Annotated in this window: 16 protein-coding genes; 13 read left to right on the top strand and 3 right to left on the bottom strand. The window is 73.0% G+C overall.

The genetic code is table 11. From position 1 onward, the window contains the following. Window positions 1–15: 15 nt before the first annotated feature. Window positions 16–279 carry a YciI family protein gene (locus ACFO60_RS27090; RefSeq protein WP_380845174.1) on the bottom strand — a complete coding sequence of 88 codons (264 nt, stop codon included), beginning with the start codon at window positions 277–279 and terminating at the stop codon, window positions 16–18. A gap of 27 nt (window positions 280–306) precedes the next feature. Between ACFO60_RS27090 and ACFO60_RS27085 the strand changes: the two genes are divergently transcribed. The 7 genes from ACFO60_RS27085 (at window position 307) to ACFO60_RS27055 (ending at window position 9,958) form a co-directional block, all read left to right on the top strand. Next, window positions 307–1,035, top strand: coding sequence for a Crp/Fnr family transcriptional regulator (locus ACFO60_RS27085; RefSeq protein ID WP_380845093.1), 729 nt, complete (start codon window positions 307–309; stop codon window positions 1,033–1,035). A gap of 84 nt (window positions 1,036–1,119) precedes the next feature. Further along, window positions 1,120–1,905, top strand: a complete 786-nt coding sequence (locus tag ACFO60_RS27080) for an anticodon-binding protein (protein WP_380845090.1) — start codon at window positions 1,120–1,122, stop codon at window positions 1,903–1,905. 127 nt (window positions 1,906–2,032) lie between these two features. Continuing rightward, a complete protein-coding gene (gene lysA / locus ACFO60_RS27075; RefSeq protein WP_380845087.1) occupies window positions 2,033–3,415 on the top strand; it encodes a diaminopimelate decarboxylase in 1,383 nt (460 codons plus the stop codon). Continuing rightward, window positions 3,412–4,830: a homoserine dehydrogenase gene (locus tag ACFO60_RS27070; protein ID WP_380845084.1), complete on the top strand. Its 1,419-nt coding sequence runs from the start codon at window positions 3,412–3,414 to the stop codon at window positions 4,828–4,830. Before lysA ends, ACFO60_RS27070 begins: the two co-directional genes overlap by 4 nt. Before the next feature lie 136 nt (window positions 4,831–4,966). Then, window positions 4,967–6,112 (top strand): glycosyltransferase, encoded by a 1,146-nt coding sequence (locus ACFO60_RS27065; RefSeq protein ID WP_380845081.1) that lies wholly within the window; start codon window positions 4,967–4,969, stop codon window positions 6,110–6,112. 166 nt (window positions 6,113–6,278) lie between these two features. Beyond that, the gene (locus ACFO60_RS27060; RefSeq protein ID WP_380845078.1) at window positions 6,279–8,201 is read left to right on the top strand and encodes a glycosyltransferase; all 1,923 of its coding nucleotides are present in this window, start codon (window positions 6,279–6,281) and stop codon (window positions 8,199–8,201) included. Window positions 8,202–8,431: 230 nt separating this feature from the next. Beyond that, window positions 8,432–9,958, top strand: a complete 1,527-nt coding sequence (locus tag ACFO60_RS27055) for a glycosyltransferase (RefSeq protein WP_380845075.1) — start codon at window positions 8,432–8,434, stop codon at window positions 9,956–9,958. On the opposite strand, the gene ACFO60_RS27050 is transcribed toward ACFO60_RS27055, so the two are convergent. After that, window positions 9,955–11,133, bottom strand: coding sequence for a TetR/AcrR family transcriptional regulator (locus tag ACFO60_RS27050; RefSeq protein ID WP_380845072.1), 1,179 nt, complete (start codon window positions 11,131–11,133; stop codon window positions 9,955–9,957). The genes ACFO60_RS27055 and ACFO60_RS27050 overlap by 4 nt on opposite strands. A 150-nt stretch (window positions 11,134–11,283) precedes the next feature. Here ACFO60_RS27050 and clpX point away from each other — a divergent pair, with 150 nt between their 5' ends. Beyond that, window positions 11,284–12,564 carry an ATP-dependent Clp protease ATP-binding subunit ClpX gene (clpX, locus tag ACFO60_RS27045; protein ID WP_380845069.1) on the top strand — a complete coding sequence of 427 codons (1,281 nt, stop codon included), beginning with the start codon at window positions 11,284–11,286 and terminating at the stop codon, window positions 12,562–12,564. Between the two features lie 120 nt (window positions 12,565–12,684). Here the strand turns inward: clpX and ACFO60_RS27040 are convergent, their stop codons facing one another. Beyond that, window positions 12,685–13,824: a class I SAM-dependent methyltransferase gene (locus ACFO60_RS27040; RefSeq protein ID WP_380845066.1), complete on the bottom strand. Its 1,140-nt coding sequence runs from the start codon at window positions 13,822–13,824 to the stop codon at window positions 12,685–12,687. A gap of 302 nt (window positions 13,825–14,126) precedes the next feature. On the opposite strand from ACFO60_RS27040, the gene thrC reads away from it, so the two are divergent. The 5 genes from thrC to ACFO60_RS27015 all read left to right on the top strand — a co-directional run bounded on the left by thrC (window position 14,127) and on the right by ACFO60_RS27015 (window position 21,022). Beyond that, complete coding sequence (gene thrC / locus ACFO60_RS27035) at window positions 14,127–15,179, top strand: threonine synthase (RefSeq protein WP_380845063.1); 1,053 nt, start codon at window positions 14,127–14,129, stop codon at window positions 15,177–15,179. A gap of 129 nt (window positions 15,180–15,308) precedes the next feature. Next, a complete protein-coding gene (gene thrB, locus ACFO60_RS27030) occupies window positions 15,309–16,247 on the top strand; it encodes a homoserine kinase (RefSeq protein ID WP_380845060.1) in 939 nt (312 codons plus the stop codon). Window positions 16,248–16,699: 452 nt separating this feature from the next. After that, entirely contained in the window at window positions 16,700–18,748 is a 2,049-nt protein-coding gene (gene rho, locus ACFO60_RS27025) for a transcription termination factor Rho (protein WP_380845057.1), read from the top strand. A gap of 233 nt (window positions 18,749–18,981) precedes the next feature. Continuing rightward, window positions 18,982–20,274, top strand: a complete 1,293-nt coding sequence (locus ACFO60_RS27020) for a sensor histidine kinase (RefSeq protein WP_380845053.1) — start codon at window positions 18,982–18,984, stop codon at window positions 20,272–20,274. A gap of 100 nt (window positions 20,275–20,374) precedes the next feature. Beyond that, window positions 20,375–21,022, top strand: coding sequence for a response regulator transcription factor (locus ACFO60_RS27015; RefSeq protein ID WP_380845171.1), 648 nt, complete (start codon window positions 20,375–20,377; stop codon window positions 21,020–21,022). Window positions 21,023–21,172: the final 150 nt, after the last annotated feature.

The following is a 21,172-nucleotide window of genomic DNA, read 5'->3' as shown; positions in this document are numbered from 1 at the left end:
TGAGCGGGCGGGCCGTCATCGGGCGGGGCCGATGACGGGTGACCACTCCCGTACGGCGGCCACTTCGACGCCGGGCGTCCGGTAGTACGGGTCGGCTCCGATGATGGCGTCCAGCTCCGCGCGTTCCACGTCGAAGACGAGCAACGCGCCGGAGTCGTCCGCCCAGGGGCCGGCCGCGGCCAGCCGGCCTTCCAGGTGCAGGCGGCCGAGCAGCGCGCGGTGCGCGGGACGCGCCGAGAGACGCTCGGGGGACGGGGTGAAAACGAGTTCGACGATCATCACGCACCCGACGGTAGGTTCTCGGAGATGGCCTGGTCTGTATCACCCGATACCGCGGACGGATGGCGGTCCCTGGCCGGCGTGCCGCTGCTCTCGCAGGTGGGGGACGACCGGCTGCGCGCGCTCTGGGACGCCTCGGCGGCGCGCCGGTACCCCGCCGGAGAGGCGCTGCGCAACGTCGGGGACCCGGCCACGCACCTGCTGCTCCTGCTGCGCGGGCGGGTGGCGGCCACGGCCACCACCCGGTCAGGGCGAGTGGTCCGGTTCGGCGCGTGGGACGGCCCTCGCGCCCTGGACAAGGTCGCCGTGATCGACGGCCGCGGGCACACCGCCACCCTCACCGCGCTCACGCCGTGCACCGTACGGAGCCTGCCGCGAGACCGATTCCTGGCCCTGGTGGACGACGCGCCGTCCGTACGCGGGCATGTGCTGCGCGTCCTCGCCGCCCATGCCCGGCACCGCCAGCAGCAGTTCGCGACCACGGCGACGCTTCCCGCCGAGGCCAGGCTGGCTTCGTGGCTGCTGGATCAGGCGGCCGGGCGGCCCGGTCCGGTCGCCCTGCCGGGTACACAGCAGGTCGTGGCGGACCTGCTGGGCGTCACACGGGTGACGATCAACCGCGTGCTGTCGCGACTGCGCCGCGACGGCCTGATCGAGATCGAGCACGGCACGGTGTCCATCCTCGCGCCGGAGCTTCTCGCGTTGCGGGCCGAAGGCCGAGGCCGCTCCACGGCCGCGGCGGGCAAGGGCGGGTGACGGCCGCGGCCGCTATTCGGTCGCCGTCCTCTCGGAGGGCGTCAGACTGGCGGGGTGGAGTCGGCTGGTGGGGCGGAGGTGGGCATGGACGCACTGCGCGCCATCCTGGGGGCCCCTCCGGTGCCCGAGGGGTCGTGGGAGCGGGACGCGGTGTACGTCTCGACGGCGGCGCTGCGGCGGGCGGGCGGGCCGGCGCGCGAGGTGGCCGAGGGTCTGGCGGCGCGGCTTCGCGCCGTGCCGGGGGTGCGGACGGTCGAGGCGCGGCCGAACGGCTTCCTGGTGATCGAGGTCGCCACGCCCGGCGAGATCGTCCCCGAGATCCTGGCCGAGCCGCCGAGGCCGGCGCCGGCGCCTCAGGGAGGGCGGGCGGCGCCGTGGCCCGACAGGCCGCGCACCTGGAGCAATCCCGGCTTCGTCGTGAGGTACGCCTATGTGCGGGCGGGGGCCGTCCAGCGCTGGGCGCGCGATCTCGGCATCGGCGTGCCCCTGGGGTTCGGCGCCGGCCTTCCGGAGCCGCCCCCGGGGAAGCCCGGGGAAGGTCTGGGGGCGCCGGGTGGAGGTCTGGGGGAGCCGGAGAACGGATGGGGTTTCCGGGCAGGCCTGCTCGACGGGCCGCGCGATCGGGCCGTGCTGCGGGTGCTGGCCGAGCTGCCGAGCAGGCGGGCGGGCCGCGACTCCGGCCGCCCGGCGTACCTGGAACGGCTGGCCGAGGCCTATCACGACGCCTTCGAGCACGCCCCGGCGATCCCCAAGGGGGACGAGACGCCGACCGGCACCCATGTCGCACGCCTGTGCATGGCGCGGGCCGTCCGAAAAGTTCTAGGGGAGGGGTTGGCCGAACTCGGGCAGACCCCTCCCGTCAAAATATGATAAAAACCGCCAAACAGCAGTAAGTGGTACGCCATGCGGCCTGCCGCTGTGAAGATCTTCCGTATCGCCGTCTCGCCAGGTGGGCATAGGGCGCGGGGGAATCACAGGGTCGGATAGCCTCGTTCGGGTGAGTCGATTCGCCCATCCGGCCGGTGACCGGCACGCCGAGGTGCTGCCCGAAGACCGCCCTCCTCAGGCCCCTGCCGACCTCAACACGCTCGTCCCCACGATCTGGCCGCGAACGTCCGGCCGCGTGGACGGCGCCGTCACGATCGCCGGCGTCGACGTCCGTGACCTGGCCCGCGAGTACGGCACGCCTCTCTACGTCGTGGACGAGGACGACTTCCGCTCCCGGTGCCGCGACTACAAGGCCGCCTTCCAGGGCGAGGACGTCTACTACGCGGGCAAGGCGTTCCTGTGCAAGGAGGTCGCCCGCTGGGTCGACCAGGAGGGCCTGGGCCTGGACGTCTGCAGCGGCGGCGAGCTGGCCGTGGCCCTGAGCGTCGGGTTCCCGCCCGAGCGCATCGCGCTGCACGGCAACAACAAGTCGTACGCGGAGCTCGAACGGGCGCTCGCCGCCGGCGTCGGGCACATCGTGGTCGACTCCTTCCAGGAGATCGCCCGCGTCGGCTACCTCGCCGACAAGCTGGGCGTACGGCCCAAGATCCAGATCCGGGTCACCACGGGCGTCGAGGCGCACACGCACGAGTTCATCGCGACGGCCCACGACGACCAGAAGTTCGGCCTGTCGCTCAACAGCGGCGCGGCGGCCGAGGCCGTCCGCCGGGTGCTCGCCCTCCCGCAGCTCGAACTGGTCGGCCTGCACTCCCACATCGGCTCGCAGATCTTCGACACGGCGGGCTTCGAGGTGGCGGCCCGGCGCCTGGCCGTGCTGCTGACGGAGATCAAGCAGGAGCACGGCGTCGTCCTGCCCGAGCTCGACCTCGGCGGCGGGTACGGCATCGCCTACGTCGAGGGCGACGACGCCCCCGACATCAAGGTGATCGCCGACAACCTGCGCATGATCGTGACGCGGGTCTGCGAGGACGCCGGCCTGCCCGTCCCCCGGCTCACCGTCGAGCCCGGCCGGGCCATCTCCGGCCCCGGCGGCGTGACGGTCTACGAGGTCGGCACGGTCAAGGACGTCGAAGGGCTGAGGTCCTACGTCAGCGTCGACGGCGGCATGAGCGACAACCTGCGCACCGCCCTGTACGGGGCCGACTACACCTGCGTGCTCGCGTCGCGGGCCAGCGAGGCGAGGCCCACGCTGTCGCGCGTGGTGGGCAAGCACTGCGAGAGCGGCGACATCGTGGTGCGCGACGTGTGGCTGCCGGGCGACCTCACCGCCGGCGACCTGCTCGCCGTGCCGGCCACCGGCGCGTACTGCCGGTCGCTCGCGCACAACTACAACTACCTTCTCAAGCCCGCCGTGGTGGCGGTCAAGGACGGCAAGTCACGCGTCATCATGCACAGGGAGACCGAGGACGACCTGCTGAGGGGGCAAGTATGAAACCGGTCGAGCCCGAAGGGCCGCGCGCGCCGAGATCGGCGGCGGAGCCCGGCGAGGGCGAGGACGCCGCGGCCGCGGAAGCCCGGGGCAGGCACGAGAGACCGGGCGACCCCGGGCCGCCGAGGCCGCTGAAGGTCGCGCTGCTCGGCTGCGGCGTCGTCGGCACCCAGGTGGTGCGGCTGCTGCGCGAGCAGGCCGACGACCTCGCCGCCCGCATCGGGGCCCCGCTCGAGCTGGCGGGCGTCGCGGTCCGCAGGCTCACCCGCAAACGCGACGGCGATGTCGACCCGGCGCTGCTGACCGTCGACGCCGAGGCCCTGGTGACCAGGGACGACATCGACATCGTCATCGAGGTGATCGGCGGCATCGAGCCGGCCAGGTCGCTGCTGCTGGCCGCCATGTCCGGCGGCAAGTCCGTCGTCACCGCCAACAAGGCACTGCTGGCCGAGGACGGCGCCACCCTGCACGGCGCGGCCAAGCGGCACGGCGTCGACCTGTACTACGAGGCCAGCGTGGCCGGGGCGATCCCCCTGCTCCGCCCGCTGCGCGAGTCGATGGCCGGCGACCGCGTCCACCGCGTTCTCGGCATCGTCAACGGCACCACCAACTACATCCTCGACAAGATGGACTCCACGGGCGCCTCGTTCACCGACGCGCTGGAGGAGGCCCAGTCGCTCGGGTACGCCGAGGCGGACCCGACGGCGGACGTCGAGGGCTTCGACGCCGCCGCGAAGGCGGCCATCCTGGCCGAACTGGCCTTCCACAGCCGGGTGACGGCCGCCGACGTGCACCGCGAGGGCATCACCGAGATCACCGCGACCGACGTGGCCAGCGCCAAGGCCATGGGGTACGTCATCAAGCTGCTCGCCATCTGCGCCCGCTCCGACGGCGGCGGCTCGGTCGGCGTGCGCGTCCACCCCGCGATGATCCCGAGGAGCCACCCGCTGGCCGGGGTCCGCGAGGCGTACAACGCGGTGTTCGTGGAGGCCCAGTCGGCCGGGCAGCTCATGTTCTACGGCAAGGGCGCGGGCGGCGCGCCGACGGCCTCGGCGGTCCTCGGCGACCTCGTGGCCGTGGCACGCAACCGCATCGCCGGCACCCACGGCCCGCAGGCGTCCACCTACGCCGACCTGCCCGTCCACCCGATGGGCGAGACGGTCACCCGCTACCACGTGTCGCTGGACGTCGCCGACAAGCCGGGCGTGCTGGCCACCGTCGCCGAGATGTTCGCCAAGCACGACGTTTCCATCCAGACCGTGCGCCAGGAGGGCCGCGGCGACGACGCCCAGCTCGTCCTGGTCTCCCACCGGGCCAGCGACGCCGCGCTTTCGGCCACAATAGACGGGCTGCGCGAACTCGGCATCGTCAGAGGCGTGACGAGCGTGATGCGCGTCGAGGGCGACGAGCTGCCCTGACCCGGGCGTGCCCGGGGGCGCCGTCCCCGCGCGCCCTCGCAGGTCCTGGGCGTCTTCCGGCGCCCCGGCCTCGCGGGCCCTTGGGCGTCGTCTTCCCCCGTCTCCCCCGGCGGGGCCGGTAGTGAAAGGTGAGGCGTTGGCAGAGGGCGACCCGACACCGCTCGGCTACGTGCGCACGCCGACGGCCGATCCGGCCGAGCTGTCGTTCTCAGGCGCCCGGCCGCTGCTCGCGGGCCAGGCCGCCGGCCTGCCGCTGACCGCCGCCGACATCGTGCCGCTGCGCGCGCTGGAGGGCCTGCGCGTCCGCTGGCCGCAGGCGGGCGGCGCGGGCGCGGCCGGGACGGCGGGTGCGACCGAGGCGCTCCAGACCGTCCATGCCCTGGCGGCGGCCGGGGTCCCCGTGCACGCGGACGACGCGCCCGCCTGGGTCAAGGAGGCCGACCCCGACCTCGCCGCGCTGCTCGCGTCCTGGGCGCCGGGCCCGCGCGAGCGGTCGGTCCGCTCGGTCGCCGACCTGCGCAGGGAGGAGCACAGCCTGCGGCTCCGCCGGCACGCCTCGCGCGCGTCGGCGACGACGGGCGGGGCGACGCCCAAGGTCAGCGTCGTGATGTCCAGCAAGCGGCCCGGGCTGCTCGCGTCGGCGCTCGCCCAGATCGCGCGTCAGCGCCATGCCGAGGTCGAGCTCGTCCTCGGCCTGCACGGCGTCCCCGCCTCCCACGAGGACGTTCGCCGCGCCGTCGCCGGCTTCCCTCTGCCGCTGACCGTGGTGGAGGCCGACGAGGCGACGCCGTTCGGCCAGGTGCTCCACGAGGCGGCGGCCAGGGCGAGCGGTGACGACATCGCCAAGTGGGACGACGACGACTGGTACTCCCCTGAGCACCTGTCCGACCTGCTCATGGCACGCGCGTACAGCGGGGCCGACATCGTGGGCACGGCCGCCGAGTTCTTCTACCTGGAGCCGCTGAACGTCACGGTCCGGCGCACGGACTACACCAGCGAAATATGGTCCGATCACGTGGCCGGCGGTACGATCTTCCTCGCTCGTGAGAAATATCAGGAGATAGGCGGTTTCGAGGGGGTGTCGCGGGGGGTGGACGCCCAGCTCCTCAAGACCGCCCACGCCGCCGGAGCCCGCATCTACCGCACCCAGGGGCTCGGGTACGTCCTGCGCCGCTCGGTCGCCGCGGGCCACACCTGGCAGCTGCCTCTCGCGCACTTCCTGCGCGTCTCGACGAACCAGTGGCGTGGCTTCCGGCCGAGCCGCATCCTGGAGACGCCGTGACCCGCGCCGGAGGACCCGTGCCCCCGCCAGGTGGAGATACCGTGACCCGCGCCGGAGGACCCGTGCCCTCGCGAGGTCGTGACGTCGTCCACGTGGTGTTCTCGGCCGGCCTCGCGCGCGTGACGTGCTCCGCCGACCTCGTGCCCCGCCACATCCTGGGAACCTCATGAGCAGCCAGATCCTGCGACCCGACGAAACGGCGCCCGAGCAGGGCGGCCTCGCACCGGGTGATTCCGTGCCGGGCAGTCCTGTGCCGGGCGGTCCTGTGCCGGGCGGCTCCGCGCCACGGCTGGTCCGCGGCAACGACTACACCGTGCTCGACCCGCCCGAGCTCGGCGCCTTCCCGCCGAGCCTGCGGGTGAGCGTCGTCGTGCCCGCCTACAACGGCCAGGACAAGCTCGACCTCGTCCTCGCCGGCCTGGCCGCGCAGACCTACCCCGAGGCCCTCACCGAGGTCCTCGTCGTGGACAACGGCAGCAGCCCGCCGCTGCGACTGCCCGAGATCCGGCCCGCCGGCACCCGGCTGATCGTCTGCGAGGTCCCCGGCCGGGCGAACGCCCGCAACGCCGGCCTGGCGGCCGCCACCGGCGACGTCGTCCACTGGCTCGACTCCGACGTGGTCGCCGACCGGCACGAGGTCGAGGCGCACATGCGCTGGCACCACCTCGCCCCCTACCTGGTCGTGACCAGCTACCTGCGGTTCACCACGGCCCCGCTGCCCGCTCCCGAGGTGGTCAGGTCCACCGCCGACCTGGGAGGCCTCTTCGAGCCCGCCGAGCCGCACGAGTGGCTGGTGGACCTGGTGCGGCGCACCGACGGGCTCACCGCGAACCCCGGCAGGGCCTTCAGCCTGCACGTCGGCGGGGCCACCTCGGTCGGCCGCCGGCTCATCGAGACGGCCGGCCCCATGGACGAGGAACTGTTCCTCGGCCAGGACACCGAGATGGGTTACCGCCTGGCCCAGGCCGGAGCGGTGTTCATCCCCGAGCCGCTCGCCCGGGGCTTCCACCTGGGCCCGTCCATGCGCATGCGCGACAAGCAGCCCATCGACCGGGTCAGCCACGCCCTGATCGGCGATCGCATCCCTCAGTACCGCTGGCTCCGCGCGCACCCGGCCCGCCAGTGGAAGGTGCCCTACCTGGAGGTCGTGGTCGAGGCCGCCGGGTACGAGGACACCCGCGCCACCGTGGACGCCGTGCTGGCGGGCACCGTGCCCGATGTGTCGGTGCTGCTCACAGGCCCATGGGAGACCTTCGAGCCCGAACGCCGGGCACCGCTCACCGACCCCCGCCTCGACCTCGCGCTCATCCGGGGCCACTACGCCCATGAGGGCCGGGTGCGGTTCGCGCCGACCGCCGCCGAGCGGGTGGCGCCGTTCCGGCTGTGCCTGCCCGCCGGGTGGGTGCCCGAGGAGGACACCCTGGCCAAGCTGCTGGACCTGGCGGTGGACGACGGCCACGGGCTGGTCGGCGTCCTGCTCGCCGAGTCGCCGGACGGTCTGGCCACGGCCCGTCTGGAACGCCGCGCCGCCTTCGCCCGCGCCGCCTTGGTCCTCGCCCCTCCGGCGTCCGCCGGCGCCACCGGCGCCGCGGTGTCGTGGCCCGCCGGTGCCGCGTCAGGCGAGCGGGCCGGCGATGCGATCGGCGATGCGATCGACGACGTGGTGGACGAGGTCTACGGCGCGCTGTGGGTCGACGGAGAGAAGCTGGGGTTCGTCCCCGCCGCGCAGGCGGTGGCCGCCAAGGGGCGGCGGATGGCCTACCGCGCCCGGCTCGAGACCGAGGCCGAGGTGGTCAAGCTGACCAAGGAGGTCGAGCGGCTGCGCGGCCAGGTCGGCAAGTGGCGCGACGAGGCGGGGCGGTGGCGCAAGAGCGCCGTCGACCTGCGCCGGGAGGTCGGGGGGCTGCGCCGTGAGGTGGCCCGGCTCAAGGCGGGCCGGCTGCGCACCATGATCAAGCGGATCTCCGTGCGGCGCGGCGTCCCGGCGCCCAGCGAGCCGCTGAACGGCCCCGCGGCCTCGGCGGGCGGCGCCCCGGGCGCCGCGGCCGACGTCGAACGCGCGAACGGCACCCCGCCCACGGGCGAGTGACCGGGCGGCCCTGGCCGCGAGGGCGCATGATTTGCGGGGGAGGGGCATATCGGCGGGCGAAGACGTCCCCGGGCCCTCTCATGAAGCTCCCAGCTTCCTTGTATAGGGTCGGCTCCGGCGGCGAAAGGAACCGACGAAGGAGCGATCATCTTGACCGCCTCCCCACGGACGAGCCCGGCACGTCACAGGCCGGCGGGCGGCAGGCACACGGCGGCGAAGGCTTCGCGATCATGACCGGCGCGGGCGGCAGGCCGCTCATCCGGCACAACGACTACTCCCCGCTCACACCGCCGCCGCTCGGCGCGTGGACTCCGTCCCTGCCGGTCAGCGTGGTCATCCCCGCGTACGGCGGGCAGCACCGGCTCGACCTGACGCTCGCCGCCTTGGCCGCGCAGTCCTACCCGTCCGGCCTGATGGAGGCCGTCGTCGTGGACGACGGCAGCGAGCCGCCCCTGCGACTGCCCGACATCCGGCCGCGGAACACCCGCCTGGTGCGAAGCACTCCCGGGGGGTGGGGCATCGCGCACGCGCTGAACACCGGCGTGCGCCTCGCCGAGGGCGAGGTCGTCCAGCGCCTCGACTCCGACATGGTGATCTGCCGCGAGCACATCGAGGCGCTCATGCGCTGGCACCACCTCACCGACTACGTGGTCACCATCGGCGGCAAGGTCTTCGTGGACGAGCCGCCGCGCACCGCCGCGCAGGTGCACGCCGCCGTGCGCGACGGCGCCTTCGACACGCTCTTCGACCTTGCGAACGCCGTCCCGAGCTCCACGGAGGCGACGATCCGGCGGCTGGACGGGCTGCGTGCCAGCAAGAACCCCTACCACGTCTGCACCGGGCCCACCGTGTCCTTCCGCCGCGAGCTCTTCGAGCAGGTCGGCGGCCTCGATCCCCGGGTGCTCAGGGGCGAGGACACCGAGTTCGCCTACCGGCTCGCCATGAGCGGCGCCGTGTTCGTGCCCGACATGGAGGCGCGTGCCGTGCACCTGGGGCTGCCCGCCCAGCGCGTCGACACCGACGCGACCGTCCGGGTCGTGGCCCCCTATCTCGCCCAGCGCGTCCCGCTCCGCCGTGACCTGCGCAAAGAGGCCGGCCGGCGCTGGCTCGTGCCGTACGTCGAGGTCGTCCTCGCCGTGGAGGACCGCACCGAGCCGCAGGTGCGGGCCGCCGTGGCCGCGGCGCTCGGCGGCAGCCTCCCGGACGTGCGCGCCACGCTCGTCGCGCCGTGGGACCGGCTGCCCGAGGGGCGGCACCGCGTGCTGGACGACCCCGACCTCGAACTGCGGCTGATCCATGAGCAGTTCCGGTACGACGAGGGCGTGCTCCTCGCCCCGGCGGCGCCGGACCTCGCGACCATCCCGTTCCGCTACACCGGGCCGGTCGACGTGCCGCTGCACCGTCGCTCGCTGGAAGTCATGATCAGGATGATGGCCGAGGACCGTGCGGGGCTGCTCGTCGTGGAGTTCCCCGACGGCCGGACGGCGCGCATGGAGCGCACCGACGCCGTCAACCGCGCCCGCCTGCTCGCAGGCCCCGGCGAGGAACTCGCCGAGGTGATCGAGCGGACCCATGGGGTACGCCGCGCTCCCGCCGCCAAGTTCTGGCCCCCGTCCCCGAGCGCCGCCGGCCCCGCGGCGGCGTCCGCGTCCGCCGGGCCAGCGGCGGCTTCCGCGTCCGCCGGGTCCGCGGCGGCGTCCGGGCCGGAGGGGAAGAAGCTCGTCAAGCGCCTGCGCACGGCGTTGCGAGGCCGCTAGCCCCTCTGGTTTCCCGCGGTGGGCATGGTCCCGGTGGACGGCTCGGTCCCCGCGGCCGGGACGGCGCCGGTGGGCGGGACTGTTCCGTGGGGCGGGGTGGTGACGGTGGCCGACGCGGCCGCGTGGCACGCGCCGCGGCCGTCGGCCCGTGCGCGGACGCGGCCGGAGGAGACGCGGACCGCCACCTCGGTCTCGTCGCTGACGGCGGGCACGCCGGCCGCCGCCGCCACGGCGCCCGTCTCGTCGTGCACGACCCGCAGGCGGGGCCACACCGGCGGCGGGAAGGCCCGGCGCAGGCAGGCGCGCAGCTCGGCGACGGTCAGACGGGCCAGCGGGGCCAGCTCGCCGGGGTCCCCGGTGACCAGGACGAGGGTGATCACGGCGTTGGGCGGCGCGGCTCGGACGGCCTCCTCGGCGGCCCCCAGCCGGTGCAGTCCCAGAACGGCCACGACGCCGTCGTCCGTGAGCTCCACCGGTTCGTCCCGGACGGCGTCCACGACCGGCGGCGGGGACCACGGCTCATCGGCGGGGCGCGCCTGCGAGATGAACGGGATGTGCGGAGGCCGCCACACGTCGCCGAGATCGAGTCCGGCGAGATGCTCGCAGACGCCGACGACGTTGAAGGGCTCGACGAAGCCGGGCGCGGCGGCGTCGAGCTGCGCGGCGCCGTGCAACGTGGTGAGCACGGACTCGGCCTGGCGTACCAGGCGCCCGGCCGGCTCCCCGGCGGGGCGCAGCCGTTCGAGGGCGAGCCCGAGCAGCAGCGCGTCGAGTTTCATCAGCTGCGCGAACGGGCGGCGGGTGCGCTCGTCGGCGAGGATCTCCGGCATGAGGTCCATGCCGAGCCGGGCCGAGCCGGGCCGCGCGTCGGTGGTGAGGGGAAGCCGGGTGAGCCAGGCGCGGGCGAACGCGCCGAGCGCCTCGCGAGTGGTGTGACGCGGCTCTGAAGCCGCAGGCTCGGGCACGCGTTCCGCCAGGTCGGCCAGGACGGCGAAGTAGAGCGCCCGCTTGCCGGGGAAGTTGGAGTAGACCGCGCCGCGGGTGAGATCGGCGCGTTCGGCGATCGCGTCGATCTTCGCGTCGCGGAAGCCGCGCTCGGCGAACTCGTCTCGGGCGGCGGCCAGCACCTTGGCTCGGTTGCGCTCCTGCGTCTGCGCCCTGGTGAGCCGGCCCATCGTCCTCCTCGCTGCGGAACTGCCCCTTCCGTGCGGAGCAAAGATACCGCCGGGCATGCATATGATGTGAACATATGATAACACCATCCGAGTTCACGGCCCGGGTACCCCCGGAAGCGGCCCGCACGACCGATGAGGAGACCTTGCCGAGTGGCACGCACAGGTGACGGCGGCGACCCGCTCAAGTGCACGTTCTGCGGGAAGGGTCAGGGGCAGGTCAAGAAGCTCATCGCGGGCCCGGGACGCATATGCATCTGCGACGAGTGCGTCGAGCTCTGCAACGAGCTCATCGAGGAAGAACTCGGCGGCTCGTCGCCGGCCCGGCCGTGGGAGCCGCCGAAACCGCGCGAGATCCACGAGTTTCTCGACCAGTACGTCGTCGGGCAGGAGGGCGCAAAAAGGACGCTCGCGGTGGCCGTCTACAACCACTACAAGCGCATCCGCGCGGCGCCCGCCCAGCGGGGGCACGGCGCGCCGGTCGAGCTCGGCAAGTCCAACATCCTGCTGATCGGCCCGACGGGGTGCGGCAAGACCTACCTGGCCCAGACTCTCGCGCGGATGCTCGGCGTCCCGTTCGCGATCGCCGACGCCACCGCGCTCACCGAGGCCGGCTACGTCGGGGAGGACGTCGAGAACATCCTGCTCAAGCTCATCCAGGCCGCAGGGCACGACGTCAGGAAGGCCGAGACCGGCATCGTCTACATCGACGAGATCGACAAGGTCGCCCGCAAGAGCGAGAACCCCTCCATCACCCGTGACGTCTCCGGCGAGGGCGTCCAGCAGGCGTTGCTGAAGATCCTCGAAGGGACGACCGCGAGCGTCCCGCCCCAGGGCGGCCGCAAACACCCGCACCAGGACTTCATCGAGATCGACACGAGCAACGTGCTGTTCATCGTCGGTGGCGCGTTCGCGGGCCTTGAGCACATCGTCGAGCGGCGGACCGGCCGCCAGGGCGCCGGGTTCGGCGCGTCCCTCCGAGCCGCCGGCGACGGGGACGGCGCGAACGCCCTGGCGGAGGTCATGCCCGAGGACCTGGTCAGCTTCGGGCTGATCCCCGAGTTCGTCGGCCGGCTTCCGGTGGTGTCGACCTTCCGGCCGCTGGACGGGGCGGCGCTGGCGCGCATCCTCACCGAGCCGCGCAACGCGCTGGTCAAGCAGTATCAGAGGCTTTTCCAGCTCGACGGCGTCGAGTTGGAGTTCACCGAGGACGCCGTCGCGGCGATCGCCGAGCAGGCGCTGCTCCGCCGCACCGGCGCCAGAGCGGCCCGTGCGGTCCTGGAAGAGGTCCTGCTCAACGTGATGTACGAGGTGCCGAGCCGGGACGACGTGGCGCGCGTCGTGGTGGACCGCGAAGCCGTGCTCGACAACGTGCCCCCGACCCTGGTTCCGCGCGAGCCGCCCCGCTGGGAGCGTCGCGAGGACTCCGCCTGACAAGTCCCCGGCGCTCACGCGCGCCCGCGCGTAGGCGCGGGTTCGCGCCCCGCGAAGGCGCGGGTCCGCCCTCGGAGGAGGGCCGGGGAGGACGGGCCCGGCGCGCCGCCGGGCGTCCGGTCAGGGTTCCGAGCGGCTGGGGAGGGCGGGTCGTTGAGGCGGGGGAGAGGCAGGGCCGGCGATGACCACGGGGCGCTGAGGGCCGGACACCGGCGGGGTCTCGCGGAGCGAGGAGTACCGGATGCGACGGTATGCCGTGATCAGGCGCCATGCCCTGGACCGGCGCAGGCGGGCGATCAGTTCCCGGTACTCGGCGAGGCGGCTCTCGAGGTGGCGCATCCGGTGGACGAGACGGGTCGTCTGGGCGCGCAGTTCGGCGTTGCGGCCGAGCAGATCCTGCCCGGCACGGGTCAGGACGGCCTCGCGGCCGGCCAGTTCCGCGCATAGAGCGCGCAGTTCGGCGATCTCGCCGTGCAGGTGCCGCTCGCGCTGGAGGAACGCGGTCTCGGCCCGGCTGAGCGCGAAACCGGGGGTGCCGCGCGGCTCGTCCCTGCGTACGGCGACGCCGGCGAGGTGGTGGCGCAGGACGGTCAGCTCGCGGATCTCGAAGAGCGGTTCCACCAGGTGCCGCAGGCTGCCGTGGTAGAACACCCGGCGCCGCTCGGCGTCGTCCCCGCCGGGCTCGTCCGTCCGGTCGTTCCGGTCCGCCGCGTCGCCTTCGTCCCGTCGCGCCCCTTCGTCCCGTTCTGCCGTCTCGTCCTGGCCGGTTCCGTCGTCCTCGTCCCGTTCCGCCGCTCCGCCGCCGGCGGCGTGGGCGAGACGCAGGACGGCCTCGTTCACGCCGTAGGGGACCGTGAAGACGAGCGTCGCCGCCGGACGGAGGGTGCGGTGGAGGGCCTGGAGCACCTGGACGGGATCGCCGACGCGGTCGAGGATCTCCCCGGCGACGGCCGCGTCGAAACTTTCATCGGGAACGCCGTCCAGCCCGTGCCCGTCCCCGACCGAGAACTCGACGCGCGCGGCGATGTCCGCCGGCAGCCGGCCCGCCCGCAGGCGCGCCAGGGCGAGGGGCGGGGCCGCGAGGTCGATGCCGGTCACCTGGTCGCCTCGCTCGGCGAGCAGCAAAGAAAGGTCGCCGTCCGCGCAGCCCAGGTCGAGGATGGAGACCGGGCGCCCGGGACGGCTCGCGGGCAGGTGGTCGAGGACCCAGTGCAGGCGGTCGCGGTCGTCCCCGGCCCGGACTATGCTCGCGGCGGTCACGGCGAGATTTCCTTCCGAGCATGGTGGTGTTGCCTCAATTGTGGGGCAAAAGCGGTTAAAGAGACAGTGAGCTTCCGGGGGTTCTTCAGGGAAGCGTTCTTGTTCGCTTCCCGTTAACCCCTCGGCGCGCCCGGCCGAGTGCCGGCGATGACGCCCCGCAGAAGCGGTCCAGCCTGTGGACAGCGGACGCGGCGGGGCCCCCGCCCCCCGTAGACTCGTTGCCTGACACCGCTGGTATAGCGGATCCACGGTTACGCGTCCTTGTGCCCACTCGACCCGGGCCGGGCGCGGGAGGAGCGACGATGGCTTGGCGTGGCCTGATCGAGGAATACCGTGACCGGCTCCCCGTGACCACGACGACGCCCGTGGTCACGTTGCTCGAAGGCGGCACCCCGCTGGTCCCGGCGCGGCGCGTCTCCGCGCTGACCGGCTGCGAGGTGTTCCTCAAGGTCGAGGGGCTCAACCCCACCGGCAGTTTCAAAGACCGTGGCATGACCGTGGCGATCAGCAAGGCGCTCGAAGAGGGCGCCAAGGCCGTGATCTGCGCGTCCACCGGCAACACCAGCGCCTCCGCGGCCGCCTACGCCGTCCGCGCCGGGCTGACCTGCGCGGTGCTCGTGCCACGCGGCAAGATCGCCATGGGCAAGCTGGCGCAGGCCCTGGTGCACGGCGCGAGGCTCCTGCAGGTCGACGGCTCGTTCGACGACTGCCTCGAGATGACCTGCAAGCTCGCGGAGAACTACCCGATCGCCCTGGTCAACTCGGTCAACCCGCACCGCCTCCAGGGGCAGAAGACCGCGGCCTTCGAGATCGTCGACACCCTCGGCGACGCGCCCGACGTGCACTGCATCCCCGTCGGCAACGCCGGCAACATCTCGGCCTACTGGATGGGCTACCGCGAGTACGCCGGGGACGCCATGGCCACCCGCACCCCGCGCATGCTGGGTTTCCAGGCCAGCGGGGCGGCGCCCATCGTCGACGGCGCACCGGTCACCCACCCGCACACGATCGCCACGGCGATCCGCATCGGCAACCCGGCCTCCTGGCACCTCGCCGAGGCGGCGCGCGACGAGTCGGGGGGCGCCATCCAGGCCGTCACCGACCGCCAGATCGCCGCGGCGTACAAACTGCTCGCCCAGGAAGAGGGCGTGTTCGTCGAGCTCGCCTCCGCGGCGAGCGTCGCAGGGCTGTTCCAGGCCCATGAGCAGGGGCTCGTCCGCCCGGGTGAGCGTGTCGTGTGCACCGTCACCGGCAACGGCCTCAAAGACCCCGACTGGGCGATCTCCGGCGCGCCCACCCCGTTGACCATCCCGGTCGACGCCTTCGCGGCGGCCGCCGCGCTCGAACTCGCGTAGCGACGCCGGGCGCGCCCCCGCCGCGCGCGCCCGGCGACCGCGCGATCATCGAGGGCGACCTCGCAGCGCGAAATGCCGGGCGCGACCGTATGATCGGCCGAGATCGACCGCATCCCTTTGAGGAAACGCATGTCACCGAGCAGCACCGTCGTGGTCCGTGTGCCCGCCACCAGCGCGAATCTCGGCCCGGGCTTCGACTCGCTGGGGCTCGCCCTCACCCTTTACGACGAGGTCGAGGTCTCCGTTCTCGACGGTTCGTCAGGCGCCGGGGACGACGTCCCGGGCATCGAGGTGCACGTCGAGGGGGAAGGCGCCGGCGAACTGGACACCGGCGAGGGTCACCTGATCGTCAGGGCCATCCGCGCCACCCTCGACCTCGCCGGCGTACCGCAGCCGCGACGCCTGCGGCTGCGATGTCACAATCGCATTCCGCACGCCCGCGGCCTCGGCTCCTCCTCGGCGGCCATCTGCGCGGGCATTCTCGCCGCCCGCGCGCTCGCCGCTCCCGCGCTCTCGGACGACGACGTCTTCGCGCTGGCCACGCGCATGGAGGGCCATCCCGACAACGTCGCCCCCTGCCTGTCCGGAGGGCTGACCATCGCATGGAGCGACCTGTCGGGAACACCGCATAAGCTTGAACTGAGTCCGCATGGGGGCGTCCGACCTGTGGTGTGCGTGCCGAGAACCCGGCTGTCCACCGAGGAGGCGCGCGGGCTCCTGCCGAAGGACGTGCCGCATGCCGACGCTGTGGCGAACGCCGGACGCGCGGCCCTGCTCATCGCGGCGCTGACCCAGCGGCCCGAGAGCGGGCTGTTGCTCGCCGCCACCGAAGACCGCCTGCACCAGGCCTACCGCGCGCCTGCGATGCCGGGCACCGCCGATCTGGTAAAACGTCTCCGCGTGGCAGGGGTTCCCGCCGTTGTGTCAGGCGCCGGTCCAACGGTCCTGGTGTTCGGAACGGCGGATATCCATGATTTGATCGCGTCGGAAGTGGGTAGTGACTGGCACATCCAGCCATTGGACGTCGATCGGTCCGGCGCGAGCGTTGAATCTCCCGAGACACGCTGATGCATCTTCGACCTTCAGGGAATAGCAGTGTGCGCTGGTGATGTTAGGCTGATAGCCGCACCAGATGCCCCCGTTGCGGGTGCGTGCTTGTCAGCCATACATCGCTGGATCGCGCCTTGCGTCGCAAGACGCAGGCCGCACAGCGGGCTTCCCGAATTCATCGCCTCCGGTTGCTCCACATCCGGTTGGCGCGTCGAGAAGCGGCGTAATCGGGGACATGCGCGTTCGACTGGCATCGACATCTGGTCGGCGGTAACCAGCCGGGGGGCGACCCCCGGGCCCCCAACGGCTCACGAATCTCGACGGTGACGGCCACGCGCCGGTTCGACGCACCGGTTTACCGACATCTTTGAGATTTCGTCCAGCCCGACCCGGTCTGTCCCGCCGGGTCGCATCACCGGGACGCCTGGCTGATCGTGGCCGACGCCCGACCCCTGGGAAGGACCTTTTAGTTGAGCGACACCACCGAACTCCTCTCCGACGCCACCGGCACAGCGCCGTCGGCCGCCGGCGACACCCCCACCCGCGCCGCGGCCAGGCCGCGCCGTCGCTCCGGCACCGGCCTCGCGGCCATGGTGCTGCCCGAGCTGCAGGCTCTCGCGTCGAGCCTCGGCATCAGCGGGACCGGACGGATGCGCAAGAGCCAGCTCATCGCGGCCATCCAGGAGAAGCAGGGCGTATCTGCTGACGGTGCCTCCACCTCCGCCCCCGCCGAGCCTGTCGCCGCCCCGGCTCCCACGGTCACGGCCGAGCCGGTGGCCGAGCGCCCCACCCGTACCCGTCGGGAACGTTCCCGCCCTGCGCCGGTCGAGACCGCCGTCGAGACCCGCGAAGAGCGCGTTCCCGCCGTCGAGACGCAGGCCCCTGAACAGGCCCCCGTCGCCGCGGCCGCCACCGCCTCGGCCCCGGTCGAGGCCCCGCAGTCCGAGGGCCGCCCCGAGCGCGGCGAGTCCCGCCGCGAGCGCGGCGAGCGCCGCGGCCGTGGCAGCGACCGTCGCGAGCGTGGCGACAACCGCCCCGACAACCGCAACGACAACACGCGTCCCGAGCAGCGCGCCGCCGACGCGGGCGACGCCCCGGGCCGCCGTGAGCAGTCTCGCGACCAGGGCCGTGACCAGTCCCGTGACCAGGGCCGCGAGCAGTCTCGCGACCAGGGGCGCGAGCAGACCCGCGACCAGGGCCGTGACCGCGACCAGGGCCGCGAGCAGACCCGCGACCAGGGCCGCGACCAGGGTCGGGACCGCGACCAGGGCCGCGATCTCCAGGGTGACGACGACCGCCGCGGCCGCCGCGGCAGGTTCAGGGAGCGCAACCGGCGCGGCCGCGACCGTTTCGACAGCAACGAGCCCGTGATCGGTGACGACGACGTCCTCATCCCGATCGCCGGCATCCTCGACATCCTGGACAACTACGCGTTCGTCCGCACCAGCGGCTACCTGCCCGGCGCCAACGACGTGTACGTCTCGCTCGCGCAGATCCGCCGCAACGGCCTGCGCAAGGGCGACGTCATCACCGGAGCGGTGCGCCAGCCCCGCGACGGCGAGCGCCGTGAGAAGTTCAACGCCCTTGTGCGGCTCGACACCGTCAACGGCATGGACCCCGAGCAGTCGCGCAACCGCCCCGACTTCTCCAAGCTCACCCCGCTCTACCCGCAGGAGCGGCTGCGCCTGGAGACCGACCCCAACATCCTGACGACGCGCATCATCGATCTGGTGGCGCCCATCGGCAAGGGCCAGCGCGGCCTCATCGTCTCCCCGCCCAAGGCCGGCAAGACGATGGTGCTCCAGGCGATCGCCAACGCGATCACCCGGAACAACCCCGAGTGCCACCTGATGGTCGTCCTGGTGGACGAGCGTCCCGAAGAGGTCACCGACATGCAGCGGTCGGTGAAGGGCGAGGTCATCCACTCGACCTTCGACCGTCCCGCCGAGGACCACACCACCGTCGCCGAGCTCGCCATCGAGCGCGCCAAGCGGCTGGTGGAGCTCGGCCACGACGTGGTCGTGCTCCTCGACTCCATCACCCGCCTCGGCCGGGCCTACAACCTGGCCGCCCCGGCGTCCGGGCGCATCCTGTCCGGTGGTGTCGACTCGACCGCGCTGTACCCGCCCAAGCGGTTCTTCGGCGCGGCGCGCAACATCGAGAACGGCGGCTCGCTGACGATCCTCGCCACGGCGCTGGTCGAGACCGGCTCCAAGATGGACGAGGTCATCTTCGAGGAGTTCAAGGGCACCGGCAACGCAGAGCTGAAGCTCAACCGCTCCCTGGCTGACAAGCGCATCTTCCCCGCGGTGGACGTCGACGCGTCCGGCACCCGTAAGGAAGAGATCCTGATGTCCAGGGACGAGCTGCAGATCGTCTGGAAGCTCCGCCGCGTGCTGCACGCGCTCGACATGCAGCAGGCGCTGGAGCTCCTGCTGGAGAAGATGCGCGAGACGCAGTCCAACGCCGAGTTCCTGCTCCAGGTGCAGAAGACGACGGTCAGCTCCGATCGCGACTGACCTTCGTCCGCTCCACCCACGGCAAACGCACTCGCCCGGCCAGGCCGGAGCTCTCGCTCCCGCGCCCGGCCGGGCCTTTGCGTTCACCCGGCCGGCGCAAGCGGTCCATGAGGTGGGGCTGGCCACAGCCCTCCTCGGGTGGTAACTCCATGGCGTGGGGCGCGGCGGCTTGGCAGGCTCTTCCCGTACGACCTGACAGGCCTGCGGGCGCGGCTCGACGTGAGGGGTGTGGCATGGCCGGCGAGGCGGTGACGGGGCGCCCGCCCCTGCGCATGCGGGTGCCGTTCGGCTCCCGCGGCCCGCTGGGCCTGCTGGTCGACCCCATGACCTGGCGGGCGGTGCCCTACCTGCTGCTCAGCATGTTCTGGGGCGTCGCCTGGTTCGTCATCCTGGTGTCAGGGCTGACGCTCTCCTTCGCCCTGCTGGTGATCTGGGTGGGCCTGCCCATGCTGGTGGTGACCATGCTGGTCTGGCGGGGCGGCGCCATGCTCGAGCGGCGGCTGCTGCGCCTGGCGTTCGGCGTCACCATTCCCCACCCCTACCAGCCGAGCGAAGGCGAGGGCGTCATGCGCGCTCTGCGCCGGCTGTTCGCCGATCCCGCCACCTACAAGGATCTCGGCTACCTGTTCCTGCTGCTCCCGCTCGGGCTGGTCGAGTCCTTCGCGACGTTCGCCATGGGAGCCTCCTCCATAGAGCTGATCGCACAGCCCGTCCTGGTCCTGTACGGCGTGCGCACGCAGATCAACGACCGGCTCGTGCTCGACACCGTGCCCGAGGCGCTGCCCTGGGCGCTCGGCGGCCTGGTCCTGCTGTGCGCCACGCTGTACGTGGTGCGCGGCATGGCCTGGCTCCATGGCACGCTGGCCATGGCGCTGCTCGGCCCCGGCGACGAGGCACGGGTGAAGCATCTGCGTGCCAGCCGGGCCAGGGGCGTGGACGCCGCCGAGGCGGAGCGCCGCAGGATCGAACGCGACCTGCACGACGGCGCGCAGCAGCGGTTGCTGGCCGTGGCCCTCGACCTCGGCAGGGCACAGGCGAAGTTCGACACCGAGCCCGACGAGGCGCGTGCGCTGCTGGCGCAGGCCCACCTGGGCACCAAGGCCGCCATCGCCGAGTTACGCGACCTGGCGCGCGGCATCTATCCCGCGATCCTCACCGACAGGGGCCTCGACGCCGCCCTGTCGGCGCTGGCCGCCCGCGCGCCGGTGCGCGTGGAGGTCAGGGTGGAGATCGCCGACCGGCCGCCCGCGGCGGTCGAGAGCATCGCGTACTTCATCGTCGCCGAGTCGCTGGCGAACATCGCCAAGCATTCGGTGGCGACGGAGGCGTCGGTCCGGGTGGGCCGCCAGGAACAGCGCGTGGTGGTGGAGGTACGCGACAACGGCGTCGGTGGCGCCCACGCCCGGCCGGGGGGCGGGCTGGCGGGTCTCGCCGACCGCGCGGCCACCATCGACGGCACGCTCGCGATCGAAAGCCCGTCCGGGGGCCCCACACTCATCAGGGCGGCGTTACCGTGCGAGTGGTGAGGTCCCCGGCGCCGGCCGTTCCCTGGCGCCGGCCGTTCCCCGGTGCCGCCGGACCGGGTGGGCGTGACGGCGTGATCGAGTGAGGGTGGGGGTGCCCGGGGTGCGGGTGGTGATCGCGGAGGACTCCGTCCTGTTGCGCGAGGGCCTGATCAGGCTGCTCGGCGACGGCGGCATCGAAACGGTCGCCGCGGTGGGCGACGGGCCGGCTCTGGTCGAATCGGTGCGCGCGCATCGGCCCGACCTCGCGGTCGTCGACGTGCGGATGCCGCCGAGCCACACCGACGAAGGGCTCCGCGCCGCCCTGCAGGCGCGGTCGCTGGTGCCCGGCCTGCCCGTGCTGGTGCTGTCGCAGTACGTCGAGGAGCGGTACGCCACCGAGCTCATCGGCCGGGGCGCCGCCGCGGTCGGCTACCTGCTCAAAGAGCGCATCGCCGACGTGACGGAGTTCCTCGACGCGGTCCGGCGGGTCGCCGCGGGCGGGACGGTCATCGACCCCGAGGTGGTGGTCCAGCTGCTGAGCCGCCGCGGGAGCCATGAGCGCCTGGACTCCCTGACGGCCAGGGAGGCGGAGGTGCTGGGGCTGATGGCCGAGGGGCGGTCGAACAACGCGATCGCCGCCCGCCTGGGCATCAGCGAGGGCGCCGTCGAAAAACACATTTCCGGCATCTTCGGCAAGCTCGGCCTCGACCCCGCTCCCGACGATCATCGCCGCGTCCTGGCCGTGCTGGCCTACCTGCGCAGAGTGTGACCGCCGAACTCCGGCACCGGGCACTGTTACCGAACTTTTGCGGTCGCACGGGGGTGATTTCGCCGAACCTGTGCGGCCGGGGGCCTAAGCTCGGCGGGTCACCCCGGCAGCCGGGAGGGCAGGTGCCGGGTCCGGCCTTCGCCGGGAATG

Origin of the sequence: Sphaerisporangium dianthi (assembly GCF_042654065.1) — a bacterium.
GTDB classification, from domain to species: Bacteria; Actinomycetota; Actinomycetes; order Streptosporangiales; family Streptosporangiaceae; genus Sphaerisporangium; species Sphaerisporangium dianthi.
The sequence above is the reverse complement of the archived record's forward strand: the minus strand, read 5'-3'. Positions and strand labels throughout refer to the sequence as shown.

Excerpts from the sequence above, each read along its gene's own strand:
- thrB (WP_380845060.1), top strand. The coding sequence starts at position 15,309 with ATGTCACCGAGCAGCACCGTCGTGGTCCGTGTGCCCGCCACCAGCGCG.
- thrC (WP_380845063.1), top strand. The coding sequence starts at position 14,127 with ATGGCTTGGCGTGGCCTGATCGAGGAATACCGTGACCGGCTCCCCGTG.
- ACFO60_RS27085 (WP_380845093.1), top strand. The coding sequence starts at position 307 with ATGGCCTGGTCTGTATCACCCGATACCGCGGACGGATGGCGGTCCCTG.
- ACFO60_RS27090 (WP_380845174.1), bottom strand. The coding sequence starts at position 279 with ATGATCGTCGAACTCGTTTTCACCCCGTCCCCCGAGCGTCTCTCGGCG.
- ACFO60_RS27070 (WP_380845084.1), top strand. The coding sequence starts at position 3,412 with ATGAAACCGGTCGAGCCCGAAGGGCCGCGCGCGCCGAGATCGGCGGCG.
- ACFO60_RS27050 (WP_380845072.1), bottom strand. The coding sequence starts at position 11,133 with ATGGGCCGGCTCACCAGGGCGCAGACGCAGGAGCGCAACCGAGCCAAG.
- ACFO60_RS27020 (WP_380845053.1), top strand. The coding sequence starts at position 18,982 with ATGGCCGGCGAGGCGGTGACGGGGCGCCCGCCCCTGCGCATGCGGGTG.
- ACFO60_RS27080 (WP_380845090.1), top strand. The coding sequence starts at position 1,120 with ATGGACGCACTGCGCGCCATCCTGGGGGCCCCTCCGGTGCCCGAGGGG.
- ACFO60_RS27055 (WP_380845075.1), top strand. The coding sequence starts at position 8,432 with ATGACCGGCGCGGGCGGCAGGCCGCTCATCCGGCACAACGACTACTCC.
- ACFO60_RS27060 (WP_380845078.1), top strand. The coding sequence starts at position 6,279 with ATGAGCAGCCAGATCCTGCGACCCGACGAAACGGCGCCCGAGCAGGGC.